This window comes from uncultured Roseobacter sp., from assembly GCF_947495275.1.
GTDB lineage: Bacteria > Pseudomonadota > Alphaproteobacteria > Rhodobacterales > Rhodobacteraceae > Roseobacter.
Window position 1 is genome coordinate 149,733 of sequence record NZ_CANLYL010000002.1, and the last position, 20,847, is coordinate 170,579.

At 55.9% G+C, this 20,847-nt stretch carries 15 protein-coding genes; 8 read left to right on the forward strand and 7 right to left on the reverse strand.

All coding sequences use genetic code 11. The annotated features are described in order from the left end of the window. Nucleotides 1-29 precede the first annotated feature (29 nt). The 4 genes from Q0802_RS04045 to Q0802_RS04060 are packed head-to-tail and all read right to left on the reverse strand — an operon-like array spanning nt 30 to nt 4,724. The gene (locus Q0802_RS04045) at nt 30-1,109 is read right to left on the reverse strand and encodes a BMP family ABC transporter substrate-binding protein (protein WP_298913957.1); all 1,080 of its coding nucleotides are present in this window, start codon (nt 1,107-1,109) and stop codon (nt 30-32) included. 52 nt (nt 1,110-1,161) lie between these two features. Next, nucleotides 1,162-2,082, reverse strand: coding sequence for an ABC transporter permease (locus Q0802_RS04050; RefSeq protein ID WP_298913959.1), 921 nt, complete (start codon nt 2,080-2,082; stop codon nt 1,162-1,164). Continuing rightward, complete coding sequence (locus Q0802_RS04055) at nt 2,082-3,164, reverse strand: ABC transporter permease (protein ID WP_298913961.1); 1,083 nt, start codon at nt 3,162-3,164, stop codon at nt 2,082-2,084. The genes Q0802_RS04050 and Q0802_RS04055 overlap by 1 nt, the downstream gene beginning before the upstream one ends. 45 nt (nt 3,165-3,209) lie before the next feature. After that, on the reverse strand, nt 3,210-4,724 hold the full coding sequence (locus tag Q0802_RS04060; RefSeq protein ID WP_298913963.1) for an ABC transporter ATP-binding protein: 1,515 nt from the start codon (nt 4,722-4,724) through the stop codon (nt 3,210-3,212). Nucleotides 4,725-5,077: 353 nt separating this feature from the next. On the opposite strand from Q0802_RS04060, the gene dnaE reads away from it, so the two are divergent. Next, entirely contained in the window at nt 5,078-8,578 is a 3,501-nt protein-coding gene (gene dnaE / locus Q0802_RS04065) for a DNA polymerase III subunit alpha (RefSeq protein ID WP_298913965.1), read from the forward strand. Here the strand turns inward: dnaE and Q0802_RS04070 are convergent. Next, a complete protein-coding gene (locus Q0802_RS04070) occupies nt 8,575-8,769 on the reverse strand; it encodes a SlyX family protein (protein ID WP_298913967.1) in 195 nt (64 codons plus the stop codon). The genes dnaE and Q0802_RS04070 overlap by 4 nt on opposite strands. A gap of 143 nt (nt 8,770-8,912) precedes the next feature. On the opposite strand from Q0802_RS04070, the gene hisS reads away from it, so the two are divergent. Genes hisS through hisG form a run of 3 tightly spaced genes read left to right on the forward strand, consistent with a single transcriptional unit; the run spans nt 8,913 to nt 12,201 of the window. Further along, a complete protein-coding gene (hisS, locus tag Q0802_RS04075) occupies nt 8,913-10,433 on the forward strand; it encodes a histidine--tRNA ligase (protein ID WP_298913969.1) in 1,521 nt (506 codons plus the stop codon). Then, nucleotides 10,430-11,512 (forward strand): ATP phosphoribosyltransferase regulatory subunit, encoded by a 1,083-nt coding sequence (locus Q0802_RS04080; protein ID WP_298913971.1) that lies wholly within the window; start codon nt 10,430-10,432, stop codon nt 11,510-11,512. Before hisS ends, Q0802_RS04080 begins: the two co-directional genes overlap by 4 nt. Continuing rightward, nucleotides 11,509-12,201, forward strand: a complete 693-nt coding sequence (gene hisG, locus Q0802_RS04085) for an ATP phosphoribosyltransferase (RefSeq protein ID WP_298913974.1) — start codon at nt 11,509-11,511, stop codon at nt 12,199-12,201. Before Q0802_RS04080 ends, hisG begins: the two co-directional genes overlap by 4 nt. A 3-nt stretch (nt 12,202-12,204) precedes the next feature. On the opposite strand, the gene Q0802_RS04090 is transcribed toward hisG, so the two are convergent. After that, complete coding sequence (locus Q0802_RS04090) at nt 12,205-12,636, reverse strand: DUF1489 domain-containing protein (RefSeq protein WP_298915256.1); 432 nt, start codon at nt 12,634-12,636, stop codon at nt 12,205-12,207. Nucleotides 12,637-12,781: 145 nt separating this feature from the next. On the opposite strand from Q0802_RS04090, the gene Q0802_RS04095 reads away from it, so the two are divergent. The 3 genes from Q0802_RS04095 to Q0802_RS04105 all read left to right on the forward strand — a co-directional run bounded on the left by Q0802_RS04095 (nt 12,782) and on the right by Q0802_RS04105 (nt 18,702). Further along, nucleotides 12,782-15,076 (forward strand): adenosylcobalamin-dependent ribonucleoside-diphosphate reductase, encoded by a 2,295-nt coding sequence (locus tag Q0802_RS04095; protein WP_298913977.1) that lies wholly within the window; start codon nt 12,782-12,784, stop codon nt 15,074-15,076. A 1,201-nt stretch (nt 15,077-16,277) separates the two neighbouring features. Beyond that, complete coding sequence (locus Q0802_RS04100) at nt 16,278-17,873, forward strand: ferritin-like domain-containing protein (RefSeq protein ID WP_298913980.1); 1,596 nt, start codon at nt 16,278-16,280, stop codon at nt 17,871-17,873. After that, the gene (locus Q0802_RS04105; RefSeq protein WP_298913983.1) at nt 17,866-18,702 is read left to right on the forward strand and encodes a hypothetical protein; all 837 of its coding nucleotides are present in this window, start codon (nt 17,866-17,868) and stop codon (nt 18,700-18,702) included. The genes Q0802_RS04100 and Q0802_RS04105 overlap by 8 nt, the downstream gene beginning before the upstream one ends. Nucleotides 18,703-18,729: 27 nt before the next feature. Here the strand turns inward: Q0802_RS04105 and Q0802_RS04110 are convergent, their stop codons facing one another. Further along, nucleotides 18,730-19,206: a VTT domain-containing protein gene (locus Q0802_RS04110; protein ID WP_298913986.1), complete on the reverse strand. Its 477-nt coding sequence runs from the start codon at nt 19,204-19,206 to the stop codon at nt 18,730-18,732. A gap of 270 nt (nt 19,207-19,476) precedes the next feature. Here Q0802_RS04110 and Q0802_RS04115 point away from each other — a divergent pair, with 270 nt between their 5' ends. Continuing rightward, nucleotides 19,477-20,847: a hypothetical protein gene (locus Q0802_RS04115; RefSeq protein WP_298913989.1), complete on the forward strand. Its 1,371-nt coding sequence runs from the start codon at nt 19,477-19,479 to the stop codon at nt 20,845-20,847.

Genomic DNA, 20,847 nt, shown 5'->3' on the forward strand with positions numbered 1-20,847 from the left:
AGCATCGCTTGGGGCTGATGTCAGATGGATCAGTTCGGAATATCGCCTTCAATGCCCTCGACATAAAAGCTCATGCCCGCAAGGGTGCCGTCATCGGCCACTTCGCCATCCGCCAGCCAATCGCTGCCGTCCTGCTTTTTCAAAGGGCCGGTGAAGGGGTGATATTCGCCGGAGGCAATCGCGTCTTTCATCGCCAGCGCTTCGGCCTTCACGTCGGCCGGCACCGCGTCAGAAATCTCGCCAATCCCGACCATGCCCGCGCCGATGCCGTCCCATGTGTCAACACTTTCCCAGGTGCCATCCATCACCGCTTTTGTCCGCGCGATGTAGTAGGGCGCCCAGTCATCAATGATCGAGGAAACGCGCGGCAGGGGCGCATATTGGCCCATATCGGACGCCTGACCAAAGGTGATCACATTCCCCGCTTCCTGTGCGGCCGCCTGTGGCGCGGTCGAATCCGTGTGTTGCAGAACAACATCAGCCCCCTGTTCGATCAGAACTTTGGCCGCGTCCGCTTCTTTGGCAGGATCAAACCAAGTGTAGGCCCAAACAATCTTGAACTGCACGTCAGGATTTACTTTTTTCGCATGAATATAGGCGGAATTGATGCCCCGGATCACTTCGGGAATGGGGAAAGACCCGATATACCCGATGATATTCGATTTGGTCATCGACCCGGCGATATGTCCCTGGATCGCGCGCCCTTCGTAGAACCGCGCCGAATAGGTCGAGACATTCTCCGCACGTTTGTAGCCCGTAGCATGTTCAAATTTCACCTTCGGGAACTTCTTGGCGATGTTGATCGTCGGATCCATGTAGCCAAACGACGTGGTGAAGATCAGATCCGCCCCGTCAAGCGCCATTTGTGTCATCACGCGCTCGCTGTCCGGGCCTTCTGCCACGTTCTCCACGAACACGGTCTCAACCGCATCGCCAAATGCCTCTTCGACCGCAAGGCGGCCCTTGTTGTGTTCATAGGTCCAGCCGCCGTCGCCGACCGGGCCCACGTAGACGAAACCAACCTTGGTTTTTTCGTGGCCATCGGCAAAGGCGCTTGTGGCCAGACCCAGCGCCACCGCAGCGCTGGCCAAAAGGGTTGTGATTTTCATTTCAGGTCTTCCCCATGTTGTGCAGCCCCTTGTTTGGAGCGTTGATTGGCCTCTAGTGCGAGGCGTGGAATGTTCGGCCCAAAGAGCCGGGTGCCGCACTTTTATCCGCAGACAGGATGACCAGTACGACGATGGTGATCAGATAGGGTGACATTGCCAGATATTCGACGGGAATGGCAACGCCCGCCCCCTGCAGATTGAGCTGCAATTGCGTGATCCCGCCAAAAAGATAGGCACCCAGCAGAACGCGCCAGGGTTTCCAACTGGCAAAGACAACCAGCGCGAGCGCGATCCAGCCAACGCCCGCCGTCATCCCTTCGGTCCATTGCGGCACGCGGATCAGGCTGATGTAGGCGCCCCCCATGCCCGCGCAGGCACCGCCGAACATTATGGCAAGCGTGCGGATGCGAACGACCTTGTAGCCAAGCGCATGGGCCGCGTCGTGGTTTTCGCCGACGGCCCGCAGAACCAGACCGACGCGGGTATATTTGAGCGTCGCCCAGACTGCCGCAACCAGGCCAATGCCGAAATAAAGGATCGGGTCATGGGAAAAGACGACCGGTCCGATGACCGGAATTTCCGCCAGAAACCCGAAGTTGATATCCGGCAGACGCGGTGGTTTGATACCCACATACCCCTGCCCCAGAAGGGCCGACAAACCCAGACCAAAGAGCGTGAGCGCGAGGCCGGAAGCCACTTGATTGGCCAGCGTAATCTGGGTCAGAAACGCGAAAAGCAGACTGAGCACCGCGCCACCCGCAGCCGCTGCCACAAAGCCGATGATCGGGGACCCGGTTTCAACCGCAATGGCAAAGCCGCAGATCGCTCCGAGGATCATCATGCCTTCGACACCGAGGTTCAGGACACCCGCACGCTCGACCACAAGCTCGCCGGTGGCCGCCAGCAGAATGGGTGTCGCGGCACTCATCAGTGCAGCAAATAGCAGGATCGGATTAATGACTGAAAGGTCCATTATGCGGCCTCCGACCGGCCAAAACGCAGCCTGTAGTTCGTGAACATGTCCAGCGCCAGCAGGAAGAACAGCAACATGCCCTGAAAGACCTGAATGGCCGCGGCAGGCAGGCCCAATTGGCTTTGCGCTATGTCACCGCCAATGTAGGTCAGCGCCATCAACAGCCCCGCAAGCACGATGCCGATGGGATGCAGGCGGCCCAGAAACGCCACAATGATGGCTGTGAAACCGTATCCTACGTTAAAGTCGATGCTGACCTGCCCCGCCGGGCCGGAGACTTCGAAAAGACCGGCAAGTCCGGCTAGCAGACCAGATGTGCCAAGGCAGAAGAGGATCAGCCGGTTTGGATTGACACCAGCAAACCGCGCCGCGCGCGGGGCTTCGCCGGTGACCCGAACCGCAAATCCCAGCCGGTGCCGCGCCAGCAGCACATAGGCAAAAATCACGGCAATCAGGGCCGCGACAACACCCCAATGCATGCCAGACCCGGCAATGATCTCGGCGTTATGGGCGGAAGCATATTGTTGCAGGTTACGGCTGCCCGGAAATCCGAAGCCTTCCGGGTTTTTCAGCAATCCCAAAGACATGGAGGCCAAGAACTGCTCCGCCACATAGACCAGCATCAGCGATACGAGGATTTCATTCGTCCCGAATTTTACCTTCAGGAAAGCGGGGATCATCGCCCAGAGCCAGCCGCCGAATGCACCCGCCAGCACCATAAACGGAAAGATCAGGACATTTTCACTGGGGTAGAAGGCCAGCCCGGCCCCGGCCCCGAAAAGCGCGCCCATGATGTACTGCCCTTCGGCCCCGATGTTCCAGATACCGGCCTTGAAGCCAAGACTCAGACCAATCGCGATCAGAACGAGCGGCGCGCCCTTGATCAGAAGCTGCGGGCGATAATAAAACGAGAACTCGCCAAAAAGCGGTTCCCAGAAGATGGTGAGAATGGAGGTCACCGGATCCTTGCCCAAGGCCGCAAAGAGCAACCCGCCAAAAAAGAAAGTGGCGATCACCGCAAGAACAGGCGTCAAATAAGAAAAGGCGCGACTGGGTTCGGGGCGTTTTTCCAGCGCAATCATTGCGGTACGCCCCGTGGGTCAAGAAGGATCGTTGGCTTCAGACGTTCAGACATGCGCCACCTCCATGCCATGTGCGCCGCCCATCATCAGCCCGATCTGCTCGACCGAGAGACCATCCGTGCTGCACGGCTCCGACAACCGTCCTTCGTTGAGCGCTGCAAAATGGTCAGAAATTTCCATCAACTCGTCGAGGTCCTGGCTGATCACGATGACCGCAGCCCCCTTGCCCGCCAGATCGAGCAATGACTGCCGGATGGCGGCCGCAGCGGAGGCATCAACGCCCCATGTCGGTTGATTGACGACCAGCACATCGGGGCGCTGCAATACCTCGCGACCGATAACAAATTTTTGCAGGTTACCGCCGGAGAGGGACCGTGCGGCATTTCCCGGGCCGGGCGTACGTACATCAAATGCTTCGATAATTTTTTCTGCGAAGCCACGTGCTGCGGGCCAGTTCAAAAAACCATTCCGCTCCAGGTTCTGGCGCGCCGCTCCTGTGAGCATAGCGTTTTCGGTCAAAGACATATCCGGCGCGGCGGCATGGCCCAATCGCTCTTCTGGGGCTGCCAGTAACCCGATTGCGCGCCGCGCGTTGGGCCCCAGATGCCCAATGTCTTCATTCCTCATCTTGATACTGCCCGCAGGTGACAGGAGTTCGCCTGATAATGCCGCCAGCAGCTCGTCCTGCCCGTTGCCAGCGACGCCGCCGACGCCCAGAATCTCACCCTTGCGCAGTTGAATGGAAACTTCCCGCAAGGGCATGCCGAACGCGGAAGGTGATGGCAGCGACAACGCGCTGACCTCAAGCACAATTTCTCCCAATGTGACACCGGCGCGCGTTGGTGTCCCGAGGACTTTACCGACCATCATTTCGGCCATCTCCCGCGCTGTAGTTTCGCGCGGGACACAGGTGCCGACGACCTTGCCAAGCCGCAGAATTGTTGCTGAATCGCACAGGCTCCGGATTTCTTCAAGCTTATGGGATATATACAAAATCGCCGTTCCTTCGGCGCTTAGCTTGCGCAGGGTCTGAAACAGAATGTCCACTTCCTGCGGCGTCAGAACCGATGTCGGTTCATCCATGATCAGCAATTTAGGTTCCTGCAACAAACAGCGGATGATCTCGACTCGCTGTCTTTCTCCCGCAGACAGGTCACCCACAATCCTGTCGGGTGCCAGCGGCAATCCATAGGTGTCGGAGACCTTCCTGATTTGTTCCGACAATGCGGTCAGTTTAGGTGCGTTCTCCATGCCCAGGGCGATATTTTCGGCAACACTCAGCGCGTCAAAGAGGGAAAAGTGCTGGAAGACCATTCCCACACCAGAACCGCGCGCCGCGCGGGGCTCGGACGGGGCGTAGGCTACGCCGTTCATTTTCATCTCGCCATGATCCGGCTTGACCAACCCATAGATCATTTTGACGAGCGTTGATTTGCCGGCGCCGTTTTCGCCTAGCAGGGAATGCACTTCTCCGGGGTTGATTTCCAAAGATACATCGTCGTTCGCGACAACACCCGGGTAGGCCTTGGTCAGCCCCTTGAGCGACAACAAGGGCGTCATCAAAGTGTCGTCCGCAAGTTCGGGATTGAGAGAATTGTGGCTTTGTCGATCGAGCGGGTAACCCGATCCAAGAGCAACACCCGCAAGCGCTGCGCCTCTGTTTCTCCAATTCGGCGAAACGCTGAGTTCATTTAGTCAGATCCGCCGCGGTACCAAGGGCCCGGACTGCCATGCGTTCGATGCGGCGTAGAACGTCAGGCAGGCGTTAAGCAAACAGAGGCTAAGCGCACGCAATGTCGTTTTGCAAGTAAAAATATGTATTTCTACCGTGGCTTGAATAGGTCCTGACGAAATCTGGCATCGCGATCTTCTTCCCTCTGGCAGCGATCAATATGGTCCTCTAGGGTCACGTCATGAGCTCTGATCCCCGATTCATTCATCTGCGCAGCCATTCCGAATACTCGTTGTTGGAAGGGGCTTTGCGTCTCAAGAAATTGCCTGGCCTATGCCGTGACGCGCAGATGCCAGCACTGGCGCTGACCGACACAAACAACATGTTCGCAGCACTGGAGTTTTCTGTTGCGATGTCTGGTGCTGGTGTACAGCCGATCCTCGGTTGTCAGGTCGATGTCACTTACATGCAAACGCACCCTGGAGAGAAACCGCGCCTGCCTGCGCCGCTGGTTTTATTGGCTCAATCCGAGGTCGGTTATGAAAACCTGATGAAGCTCAATTCCTGCCTCTATCTGGACAAGGGCGGTGCGCTGCCGCAAGTCAGTCTGGATGAACTGGAAACGCATGCTGCGGATGTGATTTGCTTAACGGGTGGTGCAAATGGCCCGGTTGGGATGTTGCTGCAAGGGGGGCAAAAACCAGCGGCTCAGACGTTGATGAACCAGTTGAAGGCGGCTTTCGGCGACAGGCTGTATGTGGAATTGCAGCGCCATCCGGATGAGAATGGGCAACCCGAAGCGGAACGTCTGACCGAACGGGGCTTTGTGGAGATGGCCTATGCGATGGATTTGCCCTTGGTCGCGACCAATGACGTCTATTTCCCCAAATCCGACATGTATGAGGCCCATGATGCGCTGATCTGCATTGCCGAAGGGGCTTATGTCGATCAGCAGGATGCACGCCGCCGCCTTACGGCGCAGCACTATTTCAAGTCACAGTCCGAGATGGTGACACTTTTTGCCGATCTCCCCGAAGCCATTGAAAACACGGTTGAGATTGCAAAGCGCTGCGCGTTTCAGGCCTATCGACGCGACCCCATTCTGCCCCGGTTTGCCGATAACGAGATTGAAGAGCTCAGGCGCCAGTCGCACGCCGGTTTGAAAAACCGGCTGTCCGTCATTCCGCATGCCACCAGCGTGGAAGAGTACGAGAAACGGCTCGATTTCGAATTGGACATCATCGAAGGGATGGGGTTTCCGGGTTATTTTCTGATCGTTGCGGATTTCATCAAATGGGCCAAGGACAATCACATTCCGGTCGGCCCGGGCCGGGGGTCGGGTGCGGGCTCTCTGGTGGCCTATGCGCTGACCATCACGGATCTGGATCCGCTGCGCTACAATCTGCTGTTTGAACGATTTTTGAACCCTGAACGCGTGTCCATGCCCGATTTCGACATCGACTTCTGTATGGATCGGCGTGAAGAGGTCATTCGGTACGTTCAGGATAAGTATGGCCGCGATAAGGTCGGGCAAATCATCACTTTTGGTGCGCTTTTGTCAAAGGCGGCGGTGCGCGATATCGGACGTGTATTGCAAATGCCGTACGGTCAGGTGGATCGTTTGTCCAAAATGATCCCGGTTGAAGGGGTCAAACCTGTCTCCATCGAAAAGGCGTTGGCAGATGAGCCGCGTCTGCGTGAAGAAGCCCGCAACGAAGAGGTTGTGGCGCGCCTGCTCGACTATGGTCAGCAGGTCGAGGGTCTGCTCCGGAATGCGTCTACCCACGCGGCGGGTGTGGTGATCGGGGATCGGCCACTGGATGCGCTGGTGCCGCTCTATCAGGATCCACGTTCGGACATGCCCGCCACGCAATTCAACATGAAATGGGTGGAACAGGCCGGGTTGGTGAAATTCGACTTTCTGGGCCTGAAAACCCTGACTGTCATTCAGAACGCGGTGGATCAGATCAAGGCGTCGGGTCGTCATCTGCACATTGCGGCGGATGGGACGGAGCTTTTTCAGCCGCCCGATGGGCTCGAAGATGACATTGGCACCATTCCTTTGGATGATGACGCGTCCTACAAGCTTTATGCCTCTGCCAAGACGGTTGCGGTTTTTCAGGTTGAAAGTTCGGGCATGATGGATGCCCTCAAACGTATGAAGCCCACCTGTATTGAGGATATCGTGGCGCTGGTTGCGCTCTACCGGCCCGGCCCGATGGAGAACATTCCGACTTATTGCGAGGTCAAGAACGGGCTGAAGAACCGCGAATCCATTCACCCGCTGATCGACGATATCCTGGAGGAAACCCAAGGGATCATCGTTTATCAGGAGCAGGTGATGCAGATCGCGCAGGTCATGGCCGGATACAGCCTTGGCGGTGCCGATTTGCTGCGTCGCGCCATGGGCAAGAAGATTGCCGAAGAGATGGCCAAGGAACGTCCTAAATTCGAAAAGGGAGCGATGGAAAACGGGGTGGAGAAGAAAAAGGCCACCGAAGTTTTCGACCTTTTGGAAAAATTTGCCAACTACGGCTTCAACAAGTCGCACGCGGCGGCCTATGCGGTGGTCAGCTATCAGACTGCGTGGCTGAAAGCGAACCATCCTGTCGAATTCATGGCTGGCGTGATGAATTGCGATATTCATCTGACCGATAAACTGGCCGTTTATTTCGAAGAGGTGCGCAAGCAGCTTGAATTGCCCTGGGTGCCCCCTTGTGTGAACCGCTCGGATGCGACGTTCAAAGTGGTGGATGGGGCGCTCATCTATGCGCTTGGTGCGTTGAAAAACGTAGGCGTTGAGGCGATGAGGCTGATCACCGATGGCAAAGGTGACAGACCCTTTGCGACGCTGTTTGATCTTGCGCGCCGGGTCGATCTCAAACGCGTGGGAAAGCGCCCGTTGGAGATGTTGGCGCGCTCTGGCGCATTTGATCAACTCGACCCCAATCGCCGCCGTGTGTTCGGCGCGCTGGACGCGCTTGTCGGGTATTCAGCGGCGATTCATGAACAAAAGGCCTCCAATCAGGTGTCGTTGTTTGGAGAGGCGGGGGAGGACTTACCAGAGCCAAGGCTGCATCCGATGGAAGATTGGCTGCCTGCCGAACGGCTTGGCGAAGAATTCAAGGCGGTGGGCTTTTATCTCTCTGGTCACCCCCTCGACGATTACATGGGGCCGTTGAAGCGCAAGGGTATTCTGACATTGGATGAAGTCCTGGAAAAAGCGCAGTCAGGTCCGATGAATGCGAAGCTGGCGGGCATCGTCGCGGGCAGGCAGGAGCGCAAATCTGCGCGTGGCAACCGTTTCGCCTTTTGCCAGATGTCGGACACCACCGGCGCGTATGAGGTAACGCTTTTCTCTGAAACACTCGAAAAATCCCGCGAGCATCTTGAAACCGGGGCGAAGGTCGTCATCGCCGTCGAAGCGAGCCTGGAGGCCGATCAGCTTAAGCTGTTGGCGCGATCGGTGTCGCCGATCGACGTTGTCACGGCAGACGCGGGCGGCATGGGGCTCAGGGTATTTGTCGAAGCGCCCGAGGCGATCACCGCTGTGGCAAAGGTGTTGGAGGGGGCCGCAAACGCCGTAAAAACCGCCGCGCGGGGGCCCGTGGAGCTTTGTTTGATGGATCCGACCTTGCCCGGCGAGGTGGAGGTCGAGCTTGGTCAGGAGTTCGTTGTAAATCCGCAAATCAAGGGCGCCATAAGATCGCTCGCTGGTGTTCTGGAGGTCGAAGAGCTCTAGTAATGAGGGGGCCGTTCGTCGCCAACAACCACACCGCCGGATTGTTGTGCGTCGCGTTCCCCTTCACGCTGCATCAACATGAATACGCGGCGGTTCAAGGTTGCAATTTCAGTTTCCTGTCGGGCAATCACATCGGACAGATCGTCGACCACGCGCGTTAAATGCGCAATCTGTTCTTCGAGCTTTTCCATGGCGATTTCCTTTGATTGAAGGCGGTCGCGTATCATGGGGAGCCGATGCGATAAAGCCATAATCATCAAGTGTCATCGCCGCCTTGTCTGTTCCAGCCCCATCCGCTAGACCGCGCGCGAGCCCAAACGCCAAAGGTAGAACCATGGCCAAAACCAAAAAGACCCCGCGCCCCAAGGCAGAGACGCCCAAGGGTTTCCGTGATTATTTCGGTGCCGAAGTGACGCAACGTGCCGAAATGCTGCGCAAGATCGCGGCGGTCTATCATCGTTACGGGTTCGATGCGCTCGAAAGCTCCGGCGTGGAAACGGTTGAGGCTTTGGGAAAGTTTCTACCAGATGTGGACCGCCCAAATGAAGGTGTCTTTGCCTGGCAAGAAGATGCAGAAGGCGAAAAGCCGGGTGATTGGCTGGCGCTGCGCTATGATCTGACTGCACCACTGGCCCGCGTATACGCGCAGCATCAGAATGATTTGCCCAAGCCGTATCGCCGCTACGCGATGGGCCCGGTCTGGCGTAATGAGAAGCCCGGTCCGGGCCGGTTTCGCCAGTTCTATCAATGTGATGCGGATACGGTGGGCGCGCCTTCGGTTGCTGCGGACGCGGAGATTTGCGCCATGCTGGCCGATTGTCTTGAAGAGGTTGGCATTCCACGCGGCGACTATGTAGTGCGCGTCAACAACCGCAAAGTCCTGAACGGTGTGCTTGAAGTTGCGGGCCTGTCCGGCGATGACAGGCAATCCGAACGGGGCATTGTGTTGCGGGCCATCGACAAGCTGGACCGGCTGGGGTTGGAGGGCGTCAAGGCGCTGCTCGGTCCCGGACGCAAGGACGAAAGCGGAGATTTCACCGATGGTGCCGGGCTCAGCGACGCGCAAGCGGATGTCATCATGAGTTTCATGCAAGCCAAAGCAGACACCGGCGCGGAAACGGTCGCCGGACTGCGTGCGCTGGTGCAGGATTCCGAGATAGGTGTGCAGGGCGTGAACGAGCTTGAAACCATCGCAGATTTGCTTGCAGCGGGAGGCTACGGACCGGATCGGATAGAGATCGACCCTTCGGTTGTGCGCGGCCTTGGGTATTACACCGGTCCTGTATTTGAGGCGGAACTCACCTTCGAGATATTCGATGAAAAGGGTCGTAAACGTCAGTTTGGCTCCGTCGCAGGTGGTGGGCGCTATGACGATCTGGTCAAGCGGTTTACTGGGCAAGAAGTTCCGGCGACGGGCGTGTCGATTGGCGTGGACCGGTTGCTTGCCGCATTGCACGCGAAGGGCCGTATGCGGGCTGATATGCAGGGGCCGGTCGTCGTGACCGTCATGGACCGCGACCGCATGGCAGATTATCAGGCGATGGTTGCGGAGCTGCGCAGTGCGGGCATTCGGGCGGAGGTTTACCTTGGCAATCCGAAGAACTTTGGCAACCAGCTGAAGTATGCGGATCGGCGGGGCAGTCCGATTGCCGTCATTGAAGGGGGCGATGAAAAAGAGCAGGGCGTCATTCAGATCAAGGATCTGATCCTGGGTGCCCGGATCGCCGAAAGTGCGACCCTGGAAGAGTGGAAAGATCGTCCGAGCCAATTCGAAGTTCCCCGCAATCAGCTGGTTTCAAAAGTGCGAGATATTCTCTCGCAACATGGCCTGCCCGGAGGCGGTGCTGATCAATGATCCATCGCGCAAAGACGCTTGCGCGCGCAGCAGAGCTTCGGGCGGATTTCGAGGCGGCAGGTGCCGTACCTGTGGAGACCCCGATTCTGCAACCCGCGCGGACATTGCTTGATCTTTATGGCGAGGAAATCCGGGCACGGGCCTATGTGACGTCTGACGCGCTACGCGGGGAGCAAATGCTGCGCCCGGATTTTACGGTGCCCGTCGTGCAGATGCATATGGCGCACGGGGCTGAGCCCGCGCGGTATACTTACTCCGGCGAAGTGTTCCGGCGTCAGGAGCATGACCCTGACAGGGCCAACGAGTACGTTCAGGTAGGGTACGAGATTTTTGACCGAACTGATCCAGCCTCCGCTGACGCCGAAGTCTTTTCATTGCTGTCAGAGGCGGTGGTTCATCTGAATTTGCGCGCTGCGACCGGCGATATCGGTGTTCTCATGGCCGCAGTTAAAGGATTGCAGACAACAGCGCCGCGCAAGGCAGCGCTGCTCCGGCACATCTGGCGCCCCCGCAGGTTTCGGGCGTTGCTTGAGCGTTACGCAGGGCGGGTGCCTGTATCCGATGAACGTGCAAAACTGCTATCCGGCGCGCTTTCCGATACCAGCATACCCATGGTGGGCAAGCGCAGCCGAAGGGAAATTGAGAGGCGCATCGACGCATTACGCGAAGATGCAACTGCCGCCCCCCTGTCCGCTGGGGAAGTCGATCTGCTGGACGCCTTGCTTGATGTCAGGGAAACGACCCCCTTCGCTTTGGAGAGACTGCGCGACATCGCCGTCGATATGCCGTCAATTTCTCTTGCCGTCTCAGGTATCGAAATGCGGGCCGACGCGCTCGACAGGCGGGGTGTCGATGTGGAACATCTGGCTTTCGAGGCGAGTTTCGGGCGTACGTCGATGGAATACTACGACGGCTTTGTCTTTGGGTTTTTCAGTGCGAAACGCCCCGATCTGCCCGCGGTTGCCACGGGCGGACGCTATGATGCGCTTACACATCGCCTCGGTAGTGGTGCGGAAATCCCCGCAGTGGGTGGCGTTCTGCGCCCGGGATTGATGCTGGAACTGGAGGCGCAGCCATGACCGTGAAGCTGGGTGTTCCCTCCAAGGGACGGTTGATGGAAAAGACCTTTGACTGGTTCAGACAACGTGGCGTTTTACTGACGCGTACCGGATCGGAGCGCGAGTATGCCGGCGCCGTTGGGGGGATAGAAGGCGTATCTTTGGTCTTGCTGTCCGCAGGAGAAGTGCCGCGGGAGTTGGCTGCCGGTCGTCTCCACTTCGGGATTACCGGTACCGATCTGGTTCGGGAAAAACTTCCCCTCTGGGAGCAGCAGCTTCAATGTATGCAGGAACTTGGTTTCGGTCAGGCGGATTTGGTCATGGCTGTCCCGAAAGCATGGGTCGATGTGGACACGCTGGATGACCTCGATGCAGTGGCCGCTGCATTCCGAACCACGCATGGGATGCGTCTGCGGATTGCGACAAAATACCACCGGCTGGTGCGGGATTATCTGCGTCACGGGGGTGTCGCCGACTATGCGCTGGTCGACAGTCAGGGAGCAACGGAAGGCACTGTTGCGAATGAAACGGCCGAGGCTATTGCGGATATAACCTCAAGCGGTGAAACGCTACGGGCAAACCATTTGAAAGTGCTGAAGGAAGAGCCAATACTGAAGTCTCAGGCAACGCTCTGGCGCAGTCGGATGGCACCGGTCGACGATCAGGATCGCAACGTGATCAAGAATCTGATTGACCAGCTGTCTTTTTGATCTTCAAAGAACCCCAATCTCGGCCAGAGCACGGTTGAGTTCTACTGGCAATGGATCTTCTGAAGCGCGACCCTTTGGCAGATCTGGTGGTGCATCGCTCACTGGCAGATAACGCCATCCCTGAAAGGGGCGTTTGAGGCTGCCCTGAGTGCGGATGACTTCATGGTCCAGCACAATCGCGCAGCGGCGAATACCATCGTTTCCGATCACTTCATCCAGACGCAGGACTTTTTGGCGGCATTGCACGACGCCTTTGATCACCCAGTAGATCGAACCGCCGTTCAGGATTTCGGCTTCGCGTTTTGGCCACATGCGCGTGACATGCCGGGGCAGACCATCTTTGGTTTGCGCAGGCTTCGTGGCCTGCCAGGCTGCCAGGCTTTCCACGTTTTCCGATCCCACGGAAAGCTTGATCAGATTGACGCATTTATCCACAGCTTTGCCCACCAAAACACTCACAGAATCCCCTGCCTGAACACTATATATATTAATACTGTGCAGGTCTTCTTCAACTTCTTGTGGAAATACTCGCGATTCTGGGTTAATTTACGTATCTCCCCCACTCCAAGGAACGGAACCGATGACACGTTTTGCCGCCCCGATTGCTGAACAGATTTGGGACATGAAATATCGCTTCAAAGAAGCGGACGGCACGCCCAAAGACAAAACGGTCGAGGATACATGGCGTCGCATCGCGCGGGACCTCGCGAAAGCCGAGAATGAACCGGAGGTATGGGAAGACCGCTTTTATGCGGCGCTGGAAGATTTCAAATACCTGCCTGCGGGGCGGATTACGGCCGGGGCGGGTACGGCGCGGTCGGTGACGCTTTTCAACTGTTTCGTGATGGGCACGGTGCCTGACAGCATGGGTGGCATTTTTGAGATGCTGAAGGAGGCGGCCCTGACCATGCAGCAGGGCGGTGGCATCGGCTATGATTTTTCGACGATCCGTCCCAAGGGCGCGGATGTACATGGCGTTGCAGCAGATGCTTCCGGTCCGTTGAGTTTCATGGATGTGTGGGATGCCATGTGCCGGACAATCATGTCTGCGGGGTCGCGGCGCGGGGCGATGATGGCCACCATGCGCTGTGATCATCCCGACATCGAAGATTTTATCGCCGCAAAATCAGACCCGGCGCGGCTGCGCATGTTCAACATGTCGGTTCTGGTCACTGATCCTTTTATGGAAGCGGTCAAAGCGGATGCATCCTGGGATCTGGTTTTCGACGGTAAGACCTACCGGACGGTACAGGCATTGGATCTCTGGAACCGGATCATGCAGGCGACATATGACTACGCGGAGCCGGGTGTGATTTTCATCGACCGGATCAATGCCGCCAACAACCTCAGCTATTGCGAGAGCATTGCTGCCACCAATCCCTGTGGCGAGCAGCCCTTGCCGCCCTATGGCGCATGTCTGCTGGGATCCATCAATCTGGCGCGGCTGGTGTCGGACCCCTTTGAAGAGGCGGCGGCTTTGGATGATGCTGCGCTGCAGGAGCTGGTCGGCACCGCCGTTCGGATGATGGATAACGTTGTGGATGTGTCACGATTTCCTTTGGAAGCGCAGGCCGGAGAAGCGCAGGCCAAGCGGCGCATCGGGCTGGGCGTGACGGGTCTTGCTGATGCTTTGCTGATGATGGGCTTGAGATATGGCTCCGACGAGGCGGCGCGTCAGACCGAGGACTGGTTGCACGCGATCGCCCGCGCCGCGTACCTGGCGTCGGTGCAATTGGCGAAGGAGAAAGGGCCGTTCCCCTTGTTCGACGCAGATGCCTATCTGGCATCCGGCACGATGCAGGCGATGGATGACGACGTGCGGGATGCCGTTCGGACCCACGGTATTCGCAATGCGCTCCTGACGTCGATTGCGCCGACAGGGACCATCAGTCTTTATGCGGGCAATGTATCTTCGGGCATTGAGCCGGTGTTCGCCTATGCCTACACGCGGAAAGTTCTGCAAAAGGACGGATCGCGCACCGAAGAGGAAGTCGTTGATTACGCGGTCAATCTCTGGCGCGAGAAATTCGGGGACAAGGCTCTGCCTGAGTATTTTGCCAATGCCCAGACTCTGGCGCCGCTTGATCATGTGAAGATGCAGGCCGCCGCGCAGAAATGGGTGGATTCGTCAATTTCGAAGACGATCAACTGCCCCGAGGACATCGGTTTTGACGATTTCAAGGACGTCTACATGCAAGCCTGGGACACGGGCTGCAAAGGATGCACGACATATCGGCCAAATGCGGTGACAGGGTCGGTTCTGAGCGTGGCGGAGGACAAACCGGCCAATGGCGCTCCGGAGGTGATCACCAGTGACGTCGCCGAGCCGCAGCAGCCCCATGGTGACGTCATTTATATGTCAGAACCGCTGGATCGCCCTAGCGAACTGGAAGGCAACACCTACAAGGTCAAGTGGCCGGATAGCGAGCATGCGCTCTACATAACGATTAATGACATTGTGCTCGGCGGCCATCGGCGGCCTTTTGAAGTATTCATCAACTCCAAAAACATGGAGCATTTCGCATGGACCGTTGCGTTGACAAGAATGATTTCTGCGGTGTTCCGGCGCGGCGGGGACGTGTCCTTTGTCGTTGAAGAGTTGAAAGCGGTATTTGATCCGCGCGGTGGCGCCTGGATGCAGGGCAAATATATCCCGTCCATTCTGGCTGCTATCGGCGGGGTGATCGAGCAACACATGATTGCAACAGGGTTCATCGAAGGTGAAGGGATGGGGCTGAAATCGGACCCGCAAGCGCAGGTCGTTGGCCTGGATGCGCAGCGAGGGCAGGCGTGCAGCAGTTGTGGCCAATATGATCTCCGCATGGTCGAAGGATGTATGACCTGTGGAAGCTGCGGCTTTTCGAAATGTCAATAGCCATGAGCTAAGTCCACTTAATGAATTCACCACATCATAATAGGAAGGCCGCCAAGTCGCTGACTTGGCCGCTTTTTTCTGTGTCGCCCTGTTGTTTCCGGGCACAACTGGCATCCCACCCTACGGATAAAATTGGCCAAACTGTTAGTCGATTTTTTTTTTGGTTATGTAAATTATGGATTTTGCACGTTTTTCCAGATCCAAATTGTTTCTCTTGACCAGTTATTGGAATGACTACTCATTGTGACAAGCGGCCCACTACAATTACGTCAGCTATTCGATGTGAAGCCATCAACCCAACGCGGCATTAGCCAGAAGCGCATAGACCACTGCTCATACCAACAAAGATGAACATCCGTTCCAATCGAGCTTGAACGTACAAACCGGTCTGGACTGGACGTTTAACTATCTCATGACGCGCCCAACGTAGCTTTGGCCAGAAGCGCGTAGACCTCAAATATCGCAGCGTTTCTGGCCAAAGCGGTCCATGGAAGGCGACATTCGTTACAAAGCAAAAAACGAGCAGCTCCTCAGTTCACACAATGCGGGACTTTCCCGACATTGCGCTCACGCAGCAAGATCTAGCACCTCCACCGAGCAAGCGCGGCATAGATACTTTGCAATCGCAATCAGGTTCGCCAAAGCGGTCTTTAAACACGCCCGCGCAGTGCAGTTCCTGAGCCACACCTTCGCCGCAGAGACGCTAAACTCGAAAGGTGCGGGGCGAAGCTACCGTCTTTAGCTTGGGAACGAATGCTGCTTCTCTAACAGCCGCGGTCAATCCGGTAAGACGTCCGTAGTCAATCCCATAAGGCTCTGACACGATTCAACGCCCATTCAGCAACCTCGACCAAGGTGAAAGGAAGGGGCACGACTGCAAAACAGATATACAGAAGGCTCAGGACTTTGGTAACGGAGCCTTTTCAGACTAACTGTTTAAGCAGAATGATTGATCCGCCAAAACAGTTGAGTTGTATTTGTTCGTGTCCGCCCTGAGCGCTGTCCAGACCTTCTGCTGAGATCATTCGGCTAACCCGCTCCTCCTGCCGAGGATTCACTGCTCTTCTTTAGTCTATCATCTTACGAGTACCGAAAACGCACGTGTTACCCGCGATTGTCTTGCGCTGTGCCGGACTTTATGAGAACTTGGTTGTATTGAAATTTCCATTTCTGAATTGAATCTTCAGAAGAGGTTCTGTCGATGATCAATCCCGGCACCAAGTTCGAACTCGCTGATCTCGTTTCCGACGAAATGCCATTTACAACGTTGATTGGTCGATACGGAGCAGCGAATGCGCCCAATGATACGCAATTGAGTGCGCATATTTATCGGTTGGCGAAAGACGCCGAAGATAAGCAGGGGAAACACGATCAAGATGAGCTTTATCTTGTTCTTGAAGGGGAGCGAGAAATAGAGATCCACCTGCCAAATGGCCAGGATCCCATTCACAAATCACTAAAGCCGCTCGATCTGGTCTATGTTCCTAAGCATCATGCACACAGTTTCTTAGGCTCTGATCGATTCGTCACGCTGGTGATTTTTACACCTGAATTTACTGGGCCAACAATAACGACGGAGAGCGCAATTCATACGCGCGATGACCTGATAGAGGCGCTGCGACTCGCGTGCCGTCTTGAGCATGGTTTGATGGTCCAGTATCTGTTCGCATCCTTCTCCCTGGCATCCGAGCCCGACGGTCTGGATCCCGAAACTTGGGAAGCGGTTCGGGTTATCCGCGAGCAAATTCTAAAGGTGGCCCGCGAAGAAATGGCGCATTTGGGAACTGTGGCAAATCTTATGATCGCGATTGGCGCGACACCGGATTTCAGCCTCCCGCCCTTTCCACAAAAGAACATTGGCGAGTGGTTCCCGTTTCCCTTCTGTCTTGAGAGGATCGGCAATGAATCAATGGAGCGATTCCTAAGGTTTGAGCAGCCAGAAGAAGACGACTCAGACGGCGAGATCGATCACATCGGAGAGTTGTATCGTTCGATTTATTCCGGGTTCCTGAACGTTGCCGGGACAACGGAAACTCTATTTGACGGAGATTTTTTTGATCAGGATTCTAATGATTGGGGTGCGGGGCTCGAGATCTTTTCGGTTCGATCAACCGATGATGTCGAATCCGCTATCCGTTTTATCATCGAGGAAGGCGAAGGAAGCTCGATCCAGCCCGATTTGTCCGATCTGAAACTTCCTCCGCATGAGTTTTTTAATGGCCGTCGGTCTCACTACGAGCGGTTTTTGTACATACAACAGCTCGTTGCGCGGTTGGAGACAGAGAAGGTGCCATGGCGGAAAAACGTCCTCAACAACCCAGCGGCGAAAGAAGATCCGGCACGTCACGGAGATGTCACGCTTATTGAGAGCGAAAACGCTGTTCGGGCAGCTGAGTTGTTCAACGATTTTTACGTTTCATTGCTCCTGATGCTGATGGCATTTTACGATCACGCGCAGGAGACCGACGAGGAACGCGCACTGCTTCGTCGGCTCATGAAGGGCACAATGAGTGGAATAATCCGACCGCTCGCCGAGATAATCACAGACCTTCCTGCCTTTGATAAAGGTGATGTACGCGCCGCACCAACGTTTGAGATTGGGGCCTATGTTTCAGTGGCCCCTAAATCACCTGCTCGCTGGAAGCGACTATTTGAACGTGTATCTTCATCCTTGGAAAAATGCAGAAAGCTGCAGAGCGACGGTGTGCATGGACGCTTCGAGTTTGTTCTGCGGAACATTGAAATCATCCACGAGGAGATCGATCAGGTAAGGCCAGGAGGATCGCGCAATGCTTAAGTTGACATTTGGCGGTTGGGTTGAGTGCCGTCTTGCAACGGATCCCGATCCTTCCGACGAAAGATGGGGTGTCTCGGGGTATGTCCGCGCATATTCAGGAGAGCCACCTCTTGACCGGATTGTCCAAACAAATGGCGCGGAAGCTGTCCAGAGACCTTTGTCTCCAAAGGTTGGGCTCTCGGTTCAAGCGGTCGAACTCAATGGCGTTAAGCAGGACGCACATGTCTTGCTCGGCGCACCAGTCAACTTCGCGGGGTCGCCCGTATTCGAAGGCAGAAACGATCTTGTTGCGCCGGACACGATCGAACCCATTTTACCGATGATCATTGAAATTGAGCGGGAAAAGCTCAAAGTTCGCAGAGAGCTGCGCGATCTGAGTGACGGTTCCTTGCTGAGCGTCAGAGCACCAGGAACGCAGGCGCGATTTGAGATGCTCGAAGAATCTGGCATCGGAGATCCGAAAGACTTCCTCGAAAAGCGAATATCCAATCTTGAGGCTCTCGAAGCCGACGCAGCGGGACTCGTTGCCAAGAAAGATCGGCTTAGTCGCTTATACCGCGCTCGAGCACGCGCTGATCAAAGCGGGCGCCCGATCATGGCCACAACGGGAGGACCTGTGCCGTTGTTTGTGGGCATGACATGGCGCTATATTTTCCAGGGCCCGTGGTGGGAAGTTTCCGATCCCGCGGGTGTGCTCAACCCCAATATTGCAGGCGGAGCTTGGGCGATGGACCTCTGGATGGGGTGCTGGGACTCTGACGTGCTTTGTGCATATGCAAAGGGCAGTTTGGAACTCCCAACACTAACTGAAAATGCGTTGGTCGCGTGATCTTGCCGCGTAGCGCAGCAAAAGTCATCATGACTTCCGAAATGCAAAACGGTACAGCAACGAGCAGACAGTGGGCAACAAGATAGCCGCAGCAAACGCCAGAAGAAACGCTTTCTGTTCATGGGCATATACGCCAAGACCTGCATAATTGCCCGCAATCGCTGCATTGCCTATTCCGGTAATGACAACAAACTTGCGAAAAGGGTAAGAGACAATGCCTGCGGCGACCGTGGACGCTTCAGCAAGAACCGGAACGCCACGGGAAACGACATGCGAGGCAAAACCGATCTTTTTCGATATCGCTGCTGCCCTATGCAACTCAACCTGACCAACCAGTTCACGTACGAACGGTGTGCCCGCTTTTGATCCAACCCAATTAGCGATTGCACAGCCAAGTGTCATCCCGGCCCACGCAGAAAATGCCCCATGTGAGAGCCCTAACAATGCGTCCGCGAGTGTGTTCACCAGACTGGACGGGACTGGTATAAAGATATCCAAAACCATAAGCGCTGACGTCCCCAGATGTTTGGCCTACGCTCTATCTCCTGAAGCTTTCTTACTTCATTCTCATATGAAAGTAGCTTCTTCGACATGCCATATCCGCAATGAAGGCTCGTGAAACTGCCTGACATCATTGAAGAACTGATAGGCTAGGGATTTAGAAAAACCCAAGCAGGGCTGATTATTGATTTAAACCAATACATCCCCTAATATATTTTAATATTAGTTTAGAAGCGAGACGTTTTTTTGATATCAATTGATGCACCGTTGGACTTGGCAGACCCCCAGGCCGAAGAATTTTTAGATGATCTTCAAGGCAATATCCTACGTGGCCACGGGCGTGATTTTGCCGCCCACTTTTTGCTGCGCATGATCGGTGAGCCGCGCGACGTCGCGAACTGGATTGGAAGCTTTGCCGAGAGTGTTACAACCGCGCTTGCGTCGCGTGACCTTGCTGCGGTTTGGAGATCCGATAGAGGCGTTGGGGAGCCGTTTGCCTGCATTGCACTTTCCCATCAGGGCTATCGTTATTTGGGCGTTTCCGATGAGGCTATTCCCCTTGCAGGGGGGGCTTTCAAAGGACCGGTAGATGATCGATATTTCGCCCTTGGAATGAAAAACCAGTCCAATGTACCGCCTCCGGGCAGGCATTACAACGATCCGCCTGCGTCGAATTGGGAGGCGTCCTATCGAGGCGACATACACGCATTGGTCATTCTTGCAGACAATGACAATCAACGCCTCGCTGAGAGGATCGATCTGTTTCGGCAGGCAATCGACGGTGTTTTCGAAGTTGCGGCCTTAGAGACAGGGCGTAAACTAAAGAAGGAGTTTGATCGCGGCACGTTGGTCATCGAACACTTTGGGTATCAGGATGGCGTCAGCCAACCTCTCATGATCAAGCAAAAGATCGAGGAAGAAGTTGCCCGGCGGGGAAACGATCATTGGTCCCCTGAGGCACCACTGTCGCTGGCCTTAGCGCCTGATCCGGCAGGCGGCTACGGCAGTTTCCTTGTCTTCAGAAAACTTGAACAGAACGTTCTTGGATTCAGCCAAGCGCTCGTTGATGGGTCAGCCGTCATGGGGGTCAGTCCGGAGGAGGTCGGCGCGATGGCTGTTGGCCGCACAACAGATGGTATTCCGCTGGTCGGCGATCGGCCCGCCGATCCAGCCGTAGACCCGAACGATTTTCATTTTGATCAGGACCCCGACGGGTCTGCGTGCCCGTTTCATGCCCATATTCGAAAGACAAATCCTCGTGGAGACATCGCTCGTATTCTTGGAGGTTTTGATGCGTTCGAACGTGCCCGCAGGATTGTTCGGAGGGGCATAACATATGGCGAACGACCAGATCTAAGCGATGGAGGGCCACCGCCATCCTCCGGTGTCGGCCTTTTGTTCATGTGCTACCAATCAAACCTAGATAGTTTCATCATTCAGCAAGAGGGGTCCGACGGAAACGACTTTGTGCGACCTGGCACAGGCGTTGATGCGGTGATTGGGCAGAATGAATCCCCCGTCGCTCAGACTTGGCCCAGTAACGGAGACGTAGAATTCACTATGGCGAACTTTGTCCGGATGCTGGGCGGAGAGTACTTTTTTGCACCAAGTATGACCTTCCTTCGGTCGCTTAGTGAGATGTGA

Excerpts from the sequence above, each read along its gene's own strand:
- Q0802_RS04110 (WP_298913986.1), bottom strand. The coding sequence starts at position 19,206 with ATGGTTTTGGATATCTTTATACCAGTCCCGTCCAGTCTGGTGAACACA.
- Q0802_RS04105 (WP_298913983.1), top strand. The coding sequence starts at position 17,866 with ATGCTTAAGTTGACATTTGGCGGTTGGGTTGAGTGCCGTCTTGCAACG.
- Q0802_RS04055 (WP_298913961.1), bottom strand. The coding sequence starts at position 3,164 with ATGATTGCGCTGGAAAAACGCCCCGAACCCAGTCGCGCCTTTTCTTAT.
- Q0802_RS04100 (WP_298913980.1), top strand. The coding sequence starts at position 16,278 with ATGATCAATCCCGGCACCAAGTTCGAACTCGCTGATCTCGTTTCCGAC.
- Q0802_RS04070 (WP_298913967.1), bottom strand. The coding sequence starts at position 8,769 with ATGGAAAAGCTCGAAGAACAGATTGCGCATTTAACGCGCGTGGTCGAC.
- Q0802_RS04050 (WP_298913959.1), bottom strand. The coding sequence starts at position 2,082 with ATGGACCTTTCAGTCATTAATCCGATCCTGCTATTTGCTGCACTGATG.
- Q0802_RS04080 (WP_298913971.1), top strand. The coding sequence starts at position 10,430 with ATGATCCATCGCGCAAAGACGCTTGCGCGCGCAGCAGAGCTTCGGGCG.
- dnaE (WP_298913965.1), top strand. The coding sequence starts at position 5,078 with ATGAGCTCTGATCCCCGATTCATTCATCTGCGCAGCCATTCCGAATAC.
- Q0802_RS04045 (WP_298913957.1), bottom strand. The coding sequence starts at position 1,109 with ATGAAAATCACAACCCTTTTGGCCAGCGCTGCGGTGGCGCTGGGTCTG.
- hisS (WP_298913969.1), top strand. The coding sequence starts at position 8,913 with ATGGCCAAAACCAAAAAGACCCCGCGCCCCAAGGCAGAGACGCCCAAG.
- Q0802_RS04095 (WP_298913977.1), top strand. The coding sequence starts at position 12,782 with ATGACACGTTTTGCCGCCCCGATTGCTGAACAGATTTGGGACATGAAA.
- hisG (WP_298913974.1), top strand. The coding sequence starts at position 11,509 with ATGACCGTGAAGCTGGGTGTTCCCTCCAAGGGACGGTTGATGGAAAAG.
- Q0802_RS04060 (WP_298913963.1), bottom strand. The coding sequence starts at position 4,724 with ATGACGCCCTTGTTGTCGCTCAAGGGGCTGACCAAGGCCTACCCGGGT.